Origin of the sequence: Gordonia jacobaea (assembly GCF_965344965.1) — a bacterium.
Taxonomy (GTDB): Bacteria; Actinomycetota; Actinomycetes; order Mycobacteriales; family Mycobacteriaceae; genus Gordonia; species Gordonia jacobaea.
On record NZ_CBDRLS010000001.1, the window covers coordinates 888189 to 903467 of the forward strand.

Sequence of the window (15279 nt, forward strand, 5' to 3'; positions counted from 1 at the left end):
GTCGCGGGTCACTTCGCCGGTTCCGCTGCCGGGACCGTGGCCGAAGGCGCGTCGTCGGCGACCGGCGGGTCGACCGCGATGTCGGTGGTCTCCCGCTCCTCCAGCACGATCTCGCGGCGGGCGTAGAAGATCCAGGTGATGATCGCAGCGATCACGTAGAAGCCGAGGAACACCCAGAAGGCAACCGTCGCAGACTGATTGGCTTTGTAGCTCGAACGCAGAACCAGGTTGATGGCGACGCCGCCGAGCGCACCGACCGCACCCGCGATGCCGATGAGTGCACCGGACATCTTGCGTGACCAGATCACGCGGCCCATGGTGTCGAGGCCGGTGAGGTTGCGCGACTTGTGTTCGAAGACGGTCGGAATGATCTTGTAGACCGAACCATTGGCGATGCCCGAGATCAGGAACAGCAGGATGAATCCGACGATGAAGCCGATCAGCTGAGCGGTACCGATCTTGTGATGGGCGTGTGCGTCGGCAGCCATTCCGGAGATCACCAGGACCGACGCCGATGCGATCATCGCGAGGAAGCACAGGAAGGTGATGCGGCCACCGCCGAAGCGGTCGGCGAGCTTGCCGCCGAACGGACGGGCGATGGAACCGAGAAGCGGTCCGATCCAAGCGATCTGGGCTGCGGCGAGTGCAGCATTACCGACGCCGGACGACTTGAAGCTGATCTGCAGCACCTGCGAGAAGGCAAAGCTGAAGCCGATGAACGAGCCGAACGTGCCGATGTAGAGAAGCGAGATCAACCACGTGTCGCGGTACTTCAGGCAATCGACCATGGAGCGATAGCTCGAGGTCTGGTGGTCGAGGTTGTCCATGTAGAGCGCGGCACCGATCGCGGCGAACGCGAGAGCGACGAGGTAGATGGCGCACACGATCTCCGGCTTGTCGGACGCCAACCAGATGACCAACAGCCCGATCAACTGGATCACCGGGACACCGATGTTGCCGCCGCCCGCGTTGAGTCCCAGTGCCCAGCCCTTGAGGCGGTGCGGGAAGAAGGCGTTGATGTTGGTCATCGACGACGCGAAGTTGCCGCCGCCGAGGCCGGTGAGCGCTGCGGCAAAGAGGAACCAACCGAATCCGAACTTGCCCGGATTCAGCATCAGTATCAACACCAGGGTGGTCGGGATCAGCAGGACCACCGCGGAGAAGATCGCCCAGTTACGGCCACCGAACTTGGCGGTCGCCGTGGTGTAGGGAATACGGAGGCAAGCACCGACGAGAGTGGCCGTTGCCGTGATGGCGAACTTCTGGTCGAGGCTGATGCCGTACTCCGGCGACATGAAGAGCACCATCACCGAGAACAGCGACCAGATGGAGAAGCCGATGTGCTCGCAGATGATCGACCAGACGAGGTTGCGCTTGGCGATCTCTGCGCCGCCCGCATCCCAGGCCTGCCGGTCCTCCGGGTCCCATCCGGTGATGTGGTGTTTACGGGTGTACGTGTAACTCATGTTGATGCCGCTTCCTGCAATGGGCTGAGGTGTCGCGACAACGGCGGCGCGACGTGATGTGTCTATGACCATAGGAAGCGCCTGTTGCAGGAAGTTTTCTGCGCGTGACCTCGCCGTCACAGTCTGCTCACCTGACGAGGCGGCGAGGTGTGAGAAGTGCGGTGTGACAAGACCGCGAGCATGAGAAGACCGCGAGAGGTGCGAACTCTGCGTGGAAGAGCGGCCGAGCGGAGAGTCGACGGCCGGGCCGCATGCCCGGCGTTAGAGCAAACCCTACTTCTTCGGCGCAGCCTTTGCGGCCGGTGCGGGCTTGGCGTTGAGATCGGCCTCGATCATCGGCCAGGTGTCGTGGAGATCCTGTTCCCAGTATGCCCAGGAGTGCGTCCCGCCCGATCGGGTCAGAACCTTGTTGGGCACGTTCAGCTGCTTCATACGCGCAACCATCTGCTGGGTGCAGTTGTTGACGGCCGCCTCGATGACCCCACCGAGCAGGACCTGGTTGGCGAGAGTGACCGGGTCACCGTTGATCAGTGGCGAGTCGAGCCGATCGTACTGGCCGGGCAGCCCCGTGCCGCTGGTCATGTAGACCTTGGTACCGCGCAGCTTGGCCGCGTTCAGATATGGATCGTTCGCCCGCCACCCCGGACCGCCGGGTACGCCCCACATGTTCACGATGTTTCCGCGTCCGCGATCGCCGACGACCATCCGAATGTATTGCAGCCCAAGCGGATCACTGGTTCGTGCACACCCGCTGTAGGCTGCGACGGCCTTGTAGAGCTTGGGCTCTGCGATCGCGAGATTGAGCACCGACGTACCGGCCATCGAGATGCCGGCGATCGCGTTGGCCTTGGTGGTCTTGAACTCCTTGTCGATGAGCGGCGGTAGTTCCTTGGTCAGGAACGTCTGCCACTTGTTGCGGCCGAGAACCGGGTCGTCGCGCTGCCAGTCGGTGTAATACGAGAATGCACCGCCGATCGGGGTGACCACGTTGACGTTCTTGTCGGCGAAGAACTGCGCATACGACGTCTTGGCTGCCCATGTCGCCGAATCCTCGCCTCCGCCTGCGCCATTGAGCAGATAGAGGGTGGGCACCGGCTTACTGGTGTCCTTCGGATGCAGCACCGTGACGGGGATTGCCCTGTTCATCGACGCCGAGTAGACGATCAGCGTCGACTGCAGCGGCGAGTCATGGACGACGGTCTGAATGCTGGACGGGGGCGGAACGGGCGTCGGGTCGGCTGCGGCGACTCCGCTCATCGTGGCAGCGCCGACGATCACAGCCGCGAGCGCGGTCAGAGCCGTCGCACACCGAACTCCACGAAGTCGCACCATCAGCCCCTTTAGTCACACCAATAACAACAGCCTCAAATGCTACTGCCGCCCGCCGAGCCTCGCCAAATGCTCAGGGGCGTCGTTAGGCAGTTGTGACCACGGCATACGCCGAGCGTGTCGCCCCCTAGACGTAGAAGGTGGTGACAACTCCCCGCAAACTCTATAGAATATTTTTAATAGACATCGTTTGAAGGAGCTCCCATGACCAGCACGCTGAGCGTCGAAGAAGAAGCCATCATCAAGACCGTTCGCGACTTCGTCGACAAGCAGGTACGCCCGGTGGTGCGGGAGTTGGAGCACTCGAACACCTACCCCGAAGACCTCATCGAGCAGATGAAGGAGATGGGCATCTACGGGCTTGCCATCCCCGAGCCGTACGGTTTCGCCCAGGTCTCCATGCCCTGCTACGCGCGGGTGACCGAAGAACTCGCCCGCGGCTGGATGAGTCTCGCGGGAGCGATGGGCGGGCACACCGTCGTCGCCAAGCTTCTCCTGACCTTCGGCACCGAGGAGCAGAAGCAGATGTACCTACCGCGCATGGCAACCGGCGAGATCCGCGCAACGATGGCGTTGACCGAACCCGGCGGCGGTTCCGACCTGCAGGCCATGCGCACCAGCGCTATCCGTGAGGGCGATGAGTACGTGATCAACGGCTCCAAGACGTGGATCTCCAATGCCCGCAAGTCCGACCTGGTCGCACTGCTCTGCAAGACCGACCCCAAGGCCCAGCCCGCGCACACCGGCGTCTCGATCCTCCTCGTCGAGAAGGTGCCCGGCTTCGAGGTGTCCAAGGACCTGCCGAAGCTCGGTTACAAGGGCGTCGAGAGCTGCGAACTGAATTTCACCGACGCGCGCGTGCCCGCCGACGCCGTGCTCGGCGGCACAGAAGGCAAGGGCTTCGCCCAGATGATGAAGGGCCTCGAGGTCGGCCGCATCCAGGTCGCCGCACGCGCCACGGGTGTCGCGCGAGCAGCATTCGACGACGCGCTGAGCTATGCACAGGACCGCGAGAGCTTCGGGGTGCCGATCTGGAAGCACCAGGCCGTCGGCAACATGCTCGCCACCATGGGAACAAAACTCGCTGCGGCCCGCAGCCTGCTGTTCGACGCCGCCGACCGCGTCGGCACCGGACAACGCGCCGACATGGAGGCCGGAATGGCCAAGCTCTTCTGCTCGGAGACCGCGATGGAGATCGCGCTCGACGCCGTTCGCATCCACGGCGGCTACGGCTACTCCACCGAATACGACGTCGAGCGGTACTTCCGTGACGCACCGCTGATGATCGTCGGCGAGGGCACCAACGAGATCCAGCAGAACGTCATCGCCAAGCAACTCGTGAAGCGCGGCGGACTCGACATCTGATCACCGCAACCCGACTCCCCAGCCCAACTTCCAGAATCCAACCAGCCGCGGAGGTGAGACCATGCTCCCCCTGTCCGGAGTGACGGTCCTGTCGCTCGAACACGCTGTCGCAGCACCGTTTGCGACTCGACAGCTCGCCGATCTCGGCGCGCGTGTGATCAAGATCGAACGTCCCGGTACGGGCGACTTCGCCCGCGCCTACGACGAATCCGTCGACGGTCTTGCCAGCTACTTCGTGTGGCTCAACCGCTCCAAGGAGTCCGTTGCACTCGACGTGAAATCGGAGTCGGGCGCAAAGATGCTGCACGAGTTGGCCGATCGCGCCGACGTGATCGTCCAGAACCTCGGGCCGGGTGCCGCGCAACGACTGGGGCTCGGAGCCGACGAGGTGCGAGCGCGCGATCCGCGCAAGATCGTGCTCTCCATCACCGGCTGGGGCAGCACCGGACCGTGGGCTGATCGCAAGGCGTATGACCTTCTGGTGCAATGCGAGACGGGTCTGGTGTCGATGACCGGAACTCCCGACGACGTCGCCAAGGTCGGTGTCTCCATCGCCGACATCGCCGCCGGGATGTACGGATTCTCCGGAGTGCTCGCGGCGCTCTATCAGCGCCAGGTGACCGGCGAGGGCGCCACCCTCGAGGTCTCGCTGTTCGAGGCATTGAGCGAGTGGATGGGCCAGCCGGCCCACTTCACTCAGGGCGCGGGCAGACAACCGGGACGCTTCGGCGCCGCGCACGCCACCATCTCGCCGTACGGCCCGTACCCCGCCGCGGACGGACACATCTTTCTCCTCGCCATTCAGAACGAACCGGAGTGGCAACGGCTGTGCGAGAACGTCTTCGACGACGGGGCTCTCGCCGTTGATCCACGGTTCGCGTCGAACACGTTGCGGGTGGCCAATCGCGAGGCCGTCGACGCCGCGGTGACCGAGCATTTCGGCAGGATGACAACAGACGAACTGACCGCCCGACTCAAGCAGGCGAAGATAGCCTTCGGCGGAGTCAACACCGTCTCGGAGTTCCTCGACCATCCGGTTCTGGCGGGCCGTGACCGCTGGCGCAGCGTCGACACCGAGCGCGGACCGATACGAGCTCTGTTGCCGCCCATCGGTTTCGGTGACGAAGCGCGAATGGACCCGGTTCCGGCGCTCGGCGCCGACAGCATCGCCATCGCCCGCGAACTGGGCGCATCCGACGACGACATCGACGCACTCCTCTCGTCGGGCGTGCTCGGTGCACCCACACAGAAGACCGGTACCGCACAGGGAGGCACCTCGTGACCGACACCGCGACCACCACGTTGAGCAGCTACGTCGAGAACTGGGCACCGCAGCCCGTCGTCGAGGCCGACGCTCTCGATCCCGCACAGGCATCACGCCTGGCGGCCACCCTCGACCTGGACGAAACATTCAGCGCGGGTTCACAACTCCCGATGACCTGGCAGTGGGTCTACTTCTCCGAGTGGCCCCCCACCGGTGAACTCGGCCCCGACGGACATCCGACGGATGGCCACTTCCTCCCACCGATCCCCGACCGACGACGCATGTTCGCCGGGTCGTCGATCCGGATCGCCGAACCGCTCCGCCTCGGTACGCCCACACAGAAACGGACGAGCCTGCACGCGGTCACCGAAAAACACGGCCGCACAGGAGATATGCTGTTCGTCACGGTGCGGTCGAAGTACATCCAAGACGACCGGACGGCCCTCGTCGAGGATCAGGACCTGGTGTACCGCAGCGACTCCGGATCGTCGCGCCCGTTTGAGCGTGAGGTCTCCGAACTCGGTCCGACGGACGCCGCGTGGACCGCGGAGCCGACGCCCAGCGCTCCCCTGCTGTTCCGCTACTCGGCGCTCACGTCGAACGCACACCGCATCCACTACGACCAGCCCTACGTGACGCAGGTCGAGGGCTATCCCGACCTCGTGGTTCACGGCCCACTTCTCGCGACCTACCTGGCCGAGCTGGTGCGGGCGAGGTCAGGACAATCGTTGCGCAGCTTCGACTTTCGACTACGCAAGCCCCTGTTCCTCGGCGACGCCTTCCGCCTCGAAGGCCGGCCATCGGGAGACGGCGGTGACATCGAGCTGAAGATCGTCAGCGGTACCGACACGGTGCACGTCACCGGGCAGGGGACGCTGGGATGAACGTCGACCTCGTCCGCGCTGCCAGGACCTTCCTGTTCGTTCCCGGAAACCGCCCCGATCGCTTCGCGAAGGCCGAGGCGGCAGGCGCCGACGTCGTCGTGATCGACCTCGAGGATGCGGTGGCGCCCGACGACAAGGATGCCGCGAGATCCGATGTTGCCCAGTGGTTGTCGGCCGGACACCCCGCAGTTGTCCGGATCAACGGCGCAGACACGACATGGTTCGACGACGACGTCGCCATGCTCGGCGCGGTAAGCACACACAGCACGGTGGGCACACACAGCACGGTCGGGACAGCGGCCATGATCGCCAAAGCCGAATCGCCGGAGATCGTTTGGAAGGTGGCCGCGGCATCGGAGGCTCCGGTCATCCCGCTGATCGAGACCGCGGTCGGTGTGCTCAACGCCGCTCGGATTGCCGCGACACCCGGCGTCGCACGCGTCGCCTTCGGCGCCATCGATTTCGCGGCCGAACTCGGCGTCGACCCCGACGATCGCGAGGCGCTACTGAACGCGAGGTCGACGCTGGTTCTCGCGTCGGCTGCGGCGCGCGTCGCTTCGCCCGTCGACGGGGTCACGACGGCGCTGCGCGACACCGAGCAGCTCACAGACGATGTGGGATACGCCGCGCGAATCGGTTTGCGCGGCAAGCTCTGCATCCACCCGAGCCAAGTCGCTGCGGTGCACGACAGCCTCGCACCGACCGATGATCAGGTCGCGTGGGCACGGCGGATCGTCGACGCCACGCGTGCCGACGGGTCGGCTGTCGCTGTCGACGGCCACATGGTCGATCCGCCCGTCGTCGCACGCGCGCAGCAGATACTCGCCGCGGTCCGATCATGACCAGCGGTGCTGTCAGAATGGTTCCCGTGCAGGAGTATCACGAGACCGCCCGGGCGTCCGACGGCACCCGCCTGGCCGTCCAGGTACGCGGGAGCGGACCGGTGTTACTCCTCCTACCCGGTCAGTCCAACAACCATCACTGGTGGGACCGCACCCGCAACGACTTCGCGCGCCACCGCACCACCGTCACCTTCGACTATCGCGGCACCGGCGCAAGCGATTCCCCCGACGGCGACTACAGCACGCAGTTATTCGCGCAGGATGCGCTGTCGGTGCTCGATGCGTTGTCGATCGGCCGATTCGACGTCTACGGCACATCCATGGGCGGGCGCACCGCGCAGTGGATCGCCACTCCGCGCCCCATCGCGTCCGCAGACTCGTCCTCGGCTGCACAACTCCCGGAGGAAGCCATGCGCGCGAACGGGATTCGTCGGTCCGTCGCGCCCTGGCCGGCCCGGATGCCACGCAGGTCATGACCGATCTGATGTACACGCCCGAATGGCAGTCGGCCAACCCCGGGCCGTACACAGTTCTCGGTGACCCGACGATGACGCCACGCGCACGCCGACAACACCTGCGCGCCAGCGACTCTCACGATGCATGGGACCACCTGCCGGAAATCACCGCGCCAACCTTCATCCTCCACGGCTCCGACGACCGATTTGCACCGGTCGTCAACGCCGAGATCCTGGCGTCGGCCATTCCCGACGCCAGGACGCACGTCTTCGACGGCGCACGGCACGCCTACTTCGACGAGTGTCGTGCAGAGGCCAGTCCGCTGGTGATGAATTTTCTCGACGACTAGCGGACTAGCCGTCGGCGCGGAGTCGATCGGCGAGTTCAGCGAGAGCGTCTGTCGCCGAGAACAATTCAGACCTCCGACGCTCCGACATTCCGTCGATTCCCACTGCGAGGGCTTCGACGTGCTCACGCACTCGCTCCTCGATGTAGGCGGTACCCGAATCGGTGATCGCGATGAGCGACGCCCGCCCGTCGGCCGGATCTGGACGGCGCTCGACCATTCCCGAGCGTTCGAGCGAGGCTATGAGCGCGGTCATGGCAGGCTGGTTGAGACCCTCGAGCAGGGCGAGGCTCGTTGCGCGCCGAGGCCCCCAGCGCCACAAACTGAACAGCGTCGACGAGCCGGCGATGCTCAGGTCTCGGGTTCTGCGTTCGAGCGCGTCGGTCAACAGGTCGAACAGGCGGGTTGCGACCTCGACACTTGTCTCACCCTCACCCGCCATGCCCTCATCCTAGGCGGATTGCACATAATCCGTAAGTCGCCGGTAACGCCCTCGTCACCGCTGTGCGGCGAGGAGGTGTCCTGCGTTCCTGATGTGGTCGACCATCGCCGCCCGTGCGGCCTCGCCGTCGCGAGCACGCAACCCCGCGATGATCGCCCGATGGTCGGCGGCCGACGCCTGCGGCCACCCGTCGACCGAGGCGAAGAACCGACGCGGCGCATAGTTGAGCGATCCCTTGATCATCCACGAGAGCTTCGGAGAGCCGGCGGCAGAGTAGATCGACCGGTGGAACACATGATTGAGTCGTTCCACTTCGTCGTAATCTGCTGTGTCAGCGGCATGTTCGAGATCCGCCTGGATCTTCTCGAGCGCGTCGAGTTCGTCGTCGGACATCCGTGAGGTGGCGCGCGCGGCCAATTCACCTGCGAGAAGCGATTGCCCGACGAAGACATCCTCGATGTCGTTGGCGCTCAACGGAGAAACCATGAAGCCGCGGCGCGGTTCGACGCGCAGCAAGCCTTCGCTCTGCAGGGTCAGGAGTCCCTCACGCATCGGTGTCGCAGAGATGTCCAGTTCGGCCGCCATCGTCTCCGGACGGATGAACTGTCCCGGCTCGAGTTGACCGGAGACGATCAGCTCGCGCACATGCTCGGCCGCCTCGTCGGAGAGTCGTGGCCGACGCCTGCGGGTGCGTGCGGGAACGTCGGCACTCATGGCAAACAATATAGTCTATTGAGTTGGGCGCGGCGGTAACGTCGATGGAGTGCGTCTGACAACACTTCTCGCCACGGGCCTGGGTACCGCAGCAGCGGCAGCCGTCGGCAGCATCGCGTCTCGCTCGGCACTGCAGTCGTGGTACCCGAAACTGAACAAGCCGTCGTATGTGCCACCCGATCTCGCATTCCCGATCGTGTGGACCGCACTCTATGCCGACATCGCGGTGACATCGGCGATCAGTATCGACGAATTGAACGAACACGACGCCGCCGAGGCGAAGAAGTACATCGCAGCGCTCGGGACCAATCTGGTGCTCAACGCCGGCTGGAGCTGGCTATTCTTCGGCGCGCACCGACTCGGAGCGTCGGCGATCACCGCGTTGGCACTGACCGCGAGCAGCGCCGACCTCGCGCGGCGCACGGCCAAGGTCTCGCCGGGCGCGGGGGCCGCGCTGACGCCGTACCCGCTGTGGTGCGGCTTCGCGACGAAGTTGTCGACGGACGTCTGGCGGCTCAATCGCGCGCAGCGTTGACCGCCCCGACGTCGCCACTACCCGCGCAGTCGACCGGGGTCTTCGCGTCACTGTCGGTACACAACTACCGCCTCTACTTCGGCGGTCAGGCGGTCTCGCTGATCGGGACGTGGATGCAGGCCACGGCGCAGGCCTGGCTGGTGCTCACGCTCAGCGGGTCGTCGTCGATCCTCGGTCTGATCGTCGCTCTGCAGGCGCTACCGATCCTGATCATCGGGCCGTATGCGGGCGTGATCGCCGACCGCGTCGACCGGCGTCTGCTCATGATCTTTCTGCAGTCGATCATGGGTGTGCTCGCGCTGGTGCTGGCGATCCTCACACTCGGCGGCTGGATCGAGGTGTGGCAGATCGCGATCCTCGCGCTACTCCTCGGACTCAACAACGCATTCGAGAATCCGGCGCGACAGGCCTTCATCCACCAGATCGTCGGCGAATCGTTGATCCGCAACGCGGTCACCCTGAACTCCGTCATGGTGAACGCCGCGCGAGCGATCGGTCCCGCGGTGGCGGGCGTACTACTCGCAGCAGTGGGCGCCGGATGGTGCTTCGTCATCAATGCGACGAGCTTCGTCGCGGTTGTGGTCTCACTCGTCGCGATGCGAACCTCGGAGATCTCCCACGAGATTCCCGTCCCCCGCGCCAAGGGACAGCTCCGTGAGGGCCTGCGCTACGTCCGGAGCAAACCCATCCTGTGGGTTCCGCTGGTCATGATGGCGCTCGTCGGCACGCTCGCATACGAGTTCCAGGTGTCGCTTCCCGTTGCCGCCCGTGACGTCTTCGACGGCGGACCGCAGGCTTTCGGATTCATGACGTCGTCGATGGGCGTCGGCGCGGTCGTCGGCGGCCTCATCGTCGCCGCACGCGGCACCACAGGCCTGCGCACGCTGATCGTGACCGCGACCGGATTCGGCATCACCATCGCGGTGACAGCGGCAGCACCCAGCTTGTGGCTGGCGATCGTCGCATTGTTCTTCGTCGGCTGGCTCAGCGTCTCGTTCATGTCGACGGGCAACGCGACGCTTCAGCTCAACTCACGCCCGCAGATGCGCGGTCGGGTGATGGCACTGTGGTCGGTCGCCTTCATGGGGTCGACGCCGATCGGCGGGCCGTTGATCGGTGCGATCACCCAGGTGGCCGGGGCTCGCACGGGGCTCGCCGTAGGTGCGGCGTCGTGCTTCGTCGCCGCGGCAATCGGGCTCGCGGTGTGGCGGCGCACCCGCTGACCAGCAATTACCCGATTCGGCGCAAACCGGACGTCGATTAGGCCCGACAGCTATCTCACAGCAAGAATCACAGGATCGGGGAGTACCGTTCCTCGATGCAACACACCATTTAGGGCGACTCATGATCTCTGGTCGCCGGGTTAACGGAGGGTGAGCAATCGTAAGCCAGCAGACGACGCCGCGACTGCCAGAACCCGAAGGCTCCCCCGAAAGCGACAAAGCGGACACGACGGTGCTGGCCGAAAAGCCGTCGCTGATCGAGAAGCCGACGCTTACCGAAAAACCCCGCCGCGACAAGCACCTGTATCAGATCGATCTGGTCCGGCTTGTGACGTTCGGAGGCGTGATCCTCGATCACGTCACGATCGGCATCACCGCCGCGACAAGTGTTGCCGCAGGCTCCGTCGAGGTCTTTCTTCGCTACACCCGATATGGCTTCTTCGCGCTCACCGGCTTTGTGCTGACGTATCAGTACCGAAACCGCAGCCTCGAACCGATCAGCTTCTGGCGCCGTCGATTCAAGCTCATCGGTCTGCCCTTCGTGACGTGGACACTGTTCTACTGGGTGTACGGGCGATACCGTATCGGCGGCATGGAGACGTTGGAAGGCATTGTCGCCGATCAACATTCGATGGTGACCGCAGCCAAGAGCATCGGCTACGACCTCATCACCGGCAACGCGATGTATCACCTGTACTTCTTGTCGGTGAGCATGCAGATCTACCTGTTCTTCCCGCTCATCCTCGCGATCCTCAAGCGCACGTGGGGTTTTCACCGTTACCAGTTGATCGTGAGCTTCGCGATCCAGGTGACGTTGATGTACCTCATGGTCCGTCCGCCGCTCGACATTTTCGCCGACGGCGTCGGCGGCGTGATCTGGACGCACCTGGTCATCACGATTTTCCCGTATCAGTTCTTCATCCTCGCGGGATGTGTCGCTGCCATGCACTACGAGGCGTTCCAGGCGTTCGTGATCCGTTGGCGCTGGACACTTCTCGCGGCGTGTGTCGCGACCATCGGCGCCACGCTGGCGTACTACCTGCACATCACGTCGACCGGCACTTCCGTCGCACGCGCCACCAACGTGTTCTTGCCGCACAACGTCTACGCGTTCATCGCGATCATCATGATGCTCTACTGCCTGGGCACCATCTGGCAGCAGCGTCGAACACCGGGGTCGGTCCCCGACAAGATTCTCCGCACGGCGTCGGACAGATCGTTCGGGATCTACCTCGCGCATCCCCTCGCGCTGAGCGCGCTGCTGCCCACCATCGCACCGGCGTCGTGGCCCGGTGTTCCGCGCGTGATCTTTGCCTACGCGGCCACCGTCGCGGCAACCATCTTCGTGGTCGAGGTGCTTCGACGCAGCCCCATCAGCCTGATCACCACCGGTCGAAATCGCCTCGATTGGCGCTCGCAGAATGTCGGCCGATCGCTGGCCGTCGCGGCGGTGGCGATCGTCGGCGGAGTGATCGCCTCAGAGGTGTTCGACGTCTGGGCCGGCTACCTGTTCGCCGCGACCGGAGCGCTACTCGCGATCTCCGCCGGGATCGTCGCGTGGCATCAGTGGCGCAACCGCGACGACGAGTTCACCGAACAGCCGGTCTGAAAAAACCAGCGTGCACGAAAAAGCCCCGACGACATCGTCGGGGCTTTTTACCTGTGTCTGATGTAAATCAGAGAGCGGTCACGTTGGTGGCCTGAAGTCCTTTGGCGCCCTGTTCGACGTCGAACTCGACGCGCTGCTGCTCCTCGAGGCTGCGGAAGCCGCTGCCCGTGATGGCGGAGTAGTGAACGAACACGTCCTGGCTCTGGTCATCGGGAGCAATGAAGCCGAAGCCCTTCTCGCCGTTGAACCATTTGACGGTGCCCTGAGTCATGCAATTTCTCTTCCTGTTTTGCTGAGCCGTCAGTTCGACGACCCGACTTCTAGTGTGTCACACATTGGGGCCTCTCCACGATCCGATGTCCACAAGGACACGAATCCCTTCGAGCGGACGACATTCCGCGGGGTGAATCGGCCCATCACACCGAGACCGAGGGGGCGTTTATCGCGACCGTCTGCGATACGACGCCGCCGTGGCCGTCGTCGACCGTGATCACGAAGCTGTCGGGGGTGCTCGAGCCCGGAACGCCGGGTGCGTAGGTCCACGCGCCAGTCGTCGGATCGATGACCACCGCGCCGTGGGCCGGCTGACCACCGACCGAATAGGCCAGCGTGTCTCCGTCAGCGTCCGAGCCGTGCGCTGTTCCGGTCACGACGCCCGTCGGAATCACACTCACGGTGTCATCGGAGTTGGCGGTGTACAGACGCGTGCCGTCCGGGGTGAGCGCGACGTCGTACGGCTTCGCGCTCACCGCGTACGTCCCGAGGACCTGCTTGTAGGTCGGGCTCTGCGGATCGACGTCGATGACCGTGACGACTTGTGCAATTTGTTCGCTGACGTAGAGGAGCTTGCCGTCTGCGCTGACTGCAGCGCCGGTCGCCACAGGCGCGCCAATCGTGCCGATCACCTGTTGGTAGGTGCTGCTGGCGGGATCGATGTCGATGATTCGGACGACACTACTTCCGGTCACGTAGAGACGTGTGTTGTCCGGACTGACCAGCACACCGGTCGGAGACTTGTCTGTCGGATAGGTCGCGATCACCGTCCCCTGTGTCGAGCCACCCGTGACGTCGATGGCAATGACACCGTCGCCGGTGGTCGCATACAACGTGTTGCCATCGGGGCTCATCGTCAGGTCGCCGGGCTCACCTGGAACGGCGATACTCGCAACGACGGTGCCCTTGGTGGGACTCGCCGGATCGAGGTCGATCACGTTCACCACCTTGTTCGAGCTCTGATCGGCGACGTAGAGCGTCTTGCCGTCCGGCGTGGAGACCGCCCCGGCCGCACTGTTCGCAGGCACCTCCGCGATGACCTGGTTGTAGGTGGGGCTGGCGGGGGCGGCGTCGAGGATCACGGCTGTGTTCGCAAGCGTCTCGCCGACGAAGGCATATTTGCCGTCGGAGCTCACCGTCACCCCGTTGGGACAACTGCCCGAGGTGAGTTGAATCGTGCCGGCAGTCGGCGCGGTCGAGGTCACCGACAACGTCGGGACTTGGTTCTCCGGGGTGATCGGCACGACGACCGAGGCCGTTTGACCCTCCGTTGTGGTCGCCGACAAGTAGTGCCAGTGAACGGGATTCGACGATGTGTCGTCAGATACCGACACGGCGAACGAGTCGGTCGTCGTAGCGGTACTTGATGTGTCGCTGAGCGAATGAGCGTATGCGGGATCGGGCGTGTAGGTGTACGTGCCGTCCGGATTGATCACCACCGTGCCGTGTTCGGGTTGAGTGAGGACGGTGTAGGTCAGCACATCACCGTCGGGGTCGCTGGCGCCGAGTGACCCGGTGACCACACCGGTCGACGCATCCACCAGCGGCGTCGAGGGCGACACCGTCGGATACGAATTGAAGAACCGTCGATTGACCTGCTGCCACGCCGCCCACGCGAAAACCAGCGCAGGCGCCGGCGCGGGGGCGCCTGGGTCATGCGCCACAAGCGGATTGAACCCCAGCACGCTGAACAGCGTCGCAATGAACTTCGTCGGCGCATTCACCACTCGCACCCCACCCGACGTCGTCACCGGCGCGGGACCCGAACCGACAACCACCTGCGTCGCGGACGCGTCGGTAGCGGTACCGGCCAACGGGTTCACGACCGACAGAGACTTCACGATCGACGGAGACGCGGGGTGGGAAGTCGGGATCCCCACGGCCGCCACACTGTCCGGGGTGCCGCCGCGTGGTGTGGTGTCGCTGGGTGAGGTGTCGCCCAACGACGCCGCGGCCGGTGCTGACGGTGAACCGGATTTCTCTGTGGGAATCGACGCCGGAGACTGCTCCCCTGTCGGCTGGGCGACATGCGAAGGCGTCGACGTGTCCGCGGGTGGAGCACTCTCGGTTGGCGTAGTAGGCGGCGCGGCGGTTGGCGCAGTAGGGGGCTCGGTGGGCTGCGACGTCGTCGTCCCAGCGTCCGTCGTTCCAGCGTCCGACGACCCGAAGCTTGTAGAACCAGGGCTTGTGGAACCAGGACTCGACGAACCAGCATCCGAAGACGGTGTCTCCGCGGGCGCGGCCTGCGAGTGAGCGTCCGGTGGTGTGGCAGTCGGGTCCGACGAGCCGGTCGGCCCCTCTGTCGATACCGAGGAGTCAGCGGGCGCGGCCTGTGCAACCGAGGAGATCGTCGCCTGGCCTCCCCACCACAACACAGCACCGATCCCGGCACCCGCCACCGCCGCCCGCACCCTGCGAGTCGAACCGCTACATCTGGCCTGGGTCATCGTGTTGTCTCGGTCATCGGGTGGTCTCGGTCATCGTCACTCCTCAGTGATGGGGAAGCCTCGCGTCGGCCGCGCAGAGTCGAC

General features: G+C 64.7%; 16 protein-coding genes. 10 read left to right on the forward strand and 6 right to left on the reverse strand.

Translation table 11 applies throughout. The features are described from left to right. Positions 1-8: 8 nt before the first annotated feature. Both ACRVY7_RS04055 and ACRVY7_RS04060 read right to left on the reverse strand, forming a co-directional pair. Complete coding sequence (locus ACRVY7_RS04055; RefSeq protein WP_064868952.1) at positions 9-1466, reverse strand: nitrate/nitrite transporter; 1458 nt, start codon at positions 1464-1466, stop codon at positions 9-11. 273 nt (positions 1467-1739) lie between these two features. Further along, the gene (locus tag ACRVY7_RS04060; protein ID WP_431816075.1) at positions 1740-2798 is read right to left on the reverse strand and encodes an alpha/beta hydrolase; all 1059 of its coding nucleotides are present in this window, start codon (positions 2796-2798) and stop codon (positions 1740-1742) included. Positions 2799-2999: 201 nt separating this feature from the next. Between ACRVY7_RS04060 and ACRVY7_RS04065 the strand changes: the two genes are divergently transcribed. The 6 genes from ACRVY7_RS04065 to ACRVY7_RS04090 all read left to right on the forward strand — a co-directional run bounded on the left by ACRVY7_RS04065 (position 3000) and on the right by ACRVY7_RS04090 (position 7955). Then, positions 3000-4160 carry an acyl-CoA dehydrogenase family protein gene (locus ACRVY7_RS04065; RefSeq protein WP_431816076.1) on the forward strand — a complete coding sequence of 387 codons (1161 nt, stop codon included), beginning with the start codon at positions 3000-3002 and terminating at the stop codon, positions 4158-4160. Positions 4161-4221: 61 nt separating this feature from the next. Next, positions 4222-5442 carry a CaiB/BaiF CoA transferase family protein gene (locus ACRVY7_RS04070; RefSeq protein ID WP_064868943.1) on the forward strand — a complete coding sequence of 407 codons (1221 nt, stop codon included), beginning with the start codon at positions 4222-4224 and terminating at the stop codon, positions 5440-5442. Continuing rightward, positions 5439-6308, forward strand: a complete 870-nt coding sequence (locus ACRVY7_RS04075; protein WP_431816077.1) for an HTD2 family dehydratase — start codon at positions 5439-5441, stop codon at positions 6306-6308. Before ACRVY7_RS04070 ends, ACRVY7_RS04075 begins: the two co-directional genes overlap by 4 nt. Beyond that, the gene (locus ACRVY7_RS04080; protein ID WP_431816078.1) at positions 6305-7150 is read left to right on the forward strand and encodes an HpcH/HpaI aldolase/citrate lyase family protein; all 846 of its coding nucleotides are present in this window, start codon (positions 6305-6307) and stop codon (positions 7148-7150) included. Before ACRVY7_RS04075 ends, ACRVY7_RS04080 begins: the two co-directional genes overlap by 4 nt. Continuing rightward, positions 7147-7626 carry an alpha/beta fold hydrolase gene (locus ACRVY7_RS04085; protein WP_431816079.1) on the forward strand — a complete coding sequence of 160 codons (480 nt, stop codon included), beginning with the start codon at positions 7147-7149 and terminating at the stop codon, positions 7624-7626. Before ACRVY7_RS04080 ends, ACRVY7_RS04085 begins: the two co-directional genes overlap by 4 nt. Next, positions 7623-7955, forward strand: a complete 333-nt coding sequence (locus ACRVY7_RS04090) for an alpha/beta fold hydrolase (protein ID WP_431816080.1) — start codon at positions 7623-7625, stop codon at positions 7953-7955. The genes ACRVY7_RS04085 and ACRVY7_RS04090 overlap by 4 nt, the downstream gene beginning before the upstream one ends. A gap of 4 nt (positions 7956-7959) precedes the next feature. Here ACRVY7_RS04090 and ACRVY7_RS04095 read toward each other — a convergent pair whose 3' ends face one another. Together ACRVY7_RS04095 and ACRVY7_RS04100 are read right to left on the reverse strand one after the other, a co-directional pair. Then, positions 7960-8394, reverse strand: coding sequence for a MarR family winged helix-turn-helix transcriptional regulator (locus ACRVY7_RS04095; RefSeq protein WP_049697697.1), 435 nt, complete (start codon positions 8392-8394; stop codon positions 7960-7962). A 54-nt stretch (positions 8395-8448) separates the two neighbouring features. Then, entirely contained in the window at positions 8449-9108 is a 660-nt protein-coding gene (locus tag ACRVY7_RS04100; protein WP_431816081.1) for a GntR family transcriptional regulator, read from the reverse strand. 49 nt (positions 9109-9157) lie between these two features. On the opposite strand from ACRVY7_RS04100, the gene ACRVY7_RS04105 reads away from it, so the two are divergent. The 3 genes from ACRVY7_RS04105 to ACRVY7_RS04115 all read left to right on the forward strand — a co-directional run bounded on the left by ACRVY7_RS04105 (position 9158) and on the right by ACRVY7_RS04115 (position 12475). Further along, positions 9158-9643, forward strand: coding sequence for a TspO/MBR family protein (locus ACRVY7_RS04105; RefSeq protein ID WP_049697696.1), 486 nt, complete (start codon positions 9158-9160; stop codon positions 9641-9643). After that, the gene (locus ACRVY7_RS04110) at positions 9640-10866 is read left to right on the forward strand and encodes an MFS transporter (protein WP_049697695.1); all 1227 of its coding nucleotides are present in this window, start codon (positions 9640-9642) and stop codon (positions 10864-10866) included. Before ACRVY7_RS04105 ends, ACRVY7_RS04110 begins: the two co-directional genes overlap by 4 nt. 232 nt (positions 10867-11098) lie before the next feature. Further along, entirely contained in the window at positions 11099-12475 is a 1377-nt protein-coding gene (locus ACRVY7_RS04115; protein ID WP_431816082.1) for an acyltransferase, read from the forward strand. 67 nt (positions 12476-12542) lie between these two features. Here the strand turns inward: ACRVY7_RS04115 and ACRVY7_RS04120 are convergent, their stop codons facing one another. Together ACRVY7_RS04120 and ACRVY7_RS04125 are read right to left on the reverse strand one after the other, a co-directional pair. Next, on the reverse strand, positions 12543-12746 hold the full coding sequence (locus ACRVY7_RS04120) for a cold-shock protein (RefSeq protein ID WP_005207466.1): 204 nt from the start codon (positions 12744-12746) through the stop codon (positions 12543-12545). A gap of 145 nt (positions 12747-12891) precedes the next feature. Then, positions 12892-14472 (reverse strand): cadherin-like domain-containing protein, encoded by a 1581-nt coding sequence (locus ACRVY7_RS04125; RefSeq protein WP_431816083.1) that lies wholly within the window; start codon positions 14470-14472, stop codon positions 12892-12894. Between ACRVY7_RS04125 and ACRVY7_RS04130 the strand changes: the two genes are divergently transcribed. Then, positions 14450-15001: a hypothetical protein gene (locus tag ACRVY7_RS04130; protein ID WP_431816084.1), complete on the forward strand. Its 552-nt coding sequence runs from the start codon at positions 14450-14452 to the stop codon at positions 14999-15001. The two genes, ACRVY7_RS04125 and ACRVY7_RS04130, sit on opposite strands and share 23 nt — an antisense overlap. The last annotated feature ends 278 nt before the right edge of the window (positions 15002-15279 follow it).

Bases quoted from the DNA above. Each gene is read 5' to 3' on its own strand.
- ACRVY7_RS04055 (WP_064868952.1), bottom strand. From the start codon at position 1,466: ATGAGTTACACGTACACCCGTAAACACCACATCACCGGATGGGACCCG.
- ACRVY7_RS04060 (WP_431816075.1), bottom strand. From the start codon at position 2,798: ATGGTGCGACTTCGTGGAGTTCGGTGTGCGACGGCTCTGACCGCGCTC.
- ACRVY7_RS04065 (WP_431816076.1), top strand. From the start codon at position 3,000: ATGACCAGCACGCTGAGCGTCGAAGAAGAAGCCATCATCAAGACCGTT.
- ACRVY7_RS04070 (WP_064868943.1), top strand. From the start codon at position 4,222: ATGCTCCCCCTGTCCGGAGTGACGGTCCTGTCGCTCGAACACGCTGTC.
- ACRVY7_RS04080 (WP_431816078.1), top strand. From the start codon at position 6,305: ATGAACGTCGACCTCGTCCGCGCTGCCAGGACCTTCCTGTTCGTTCCC.
- ACRVY7_RS04085 (WP_431816079.1), top strand. From the start codon at position 7,147: ATGACCAGCGGTGCTGTCAGAATGGTTCCCGTGCAGGAGTATCACGAG.
- ACRVY7_RS04090 (WP_431816080.1), top strand. From the start codon at position 7,623: ATGACCGATCTGATGTACACGCCCGAATGGCAGTCGGCCAACCCCGGG.
- ACRVY7_RS04095 (WP_049697697.1), bottom strand. From the start codon at position 8,394: ATGGCGGGTGAGGGTGAGACAAGTGTCGAGGTCGCAACCCGCCTGTTC.
- ACRVY7_RS04100 (WP_431816081.1), bottom strand. From the start codon at position 9,108: ATGAGTGCCGACGTTCCCGCACGCACCCGCAGGCGTCGGCCACGACTC.
- ACRVY7_RS04120 (WP_005207466.1), bottom strand. From the start codon at position 12,746: ATGACTCAGGGCACCGTCAAATGGTTCAACGGCGAGAAGGGCTTCGGC.
- ACRVY7_RS04130 (WP_431816084.1), top strand. From the start codon at position 14,450: ATGAACTTCGTCGGCGCATTCACCACTCGCACCCCACCCGACGTCGTC.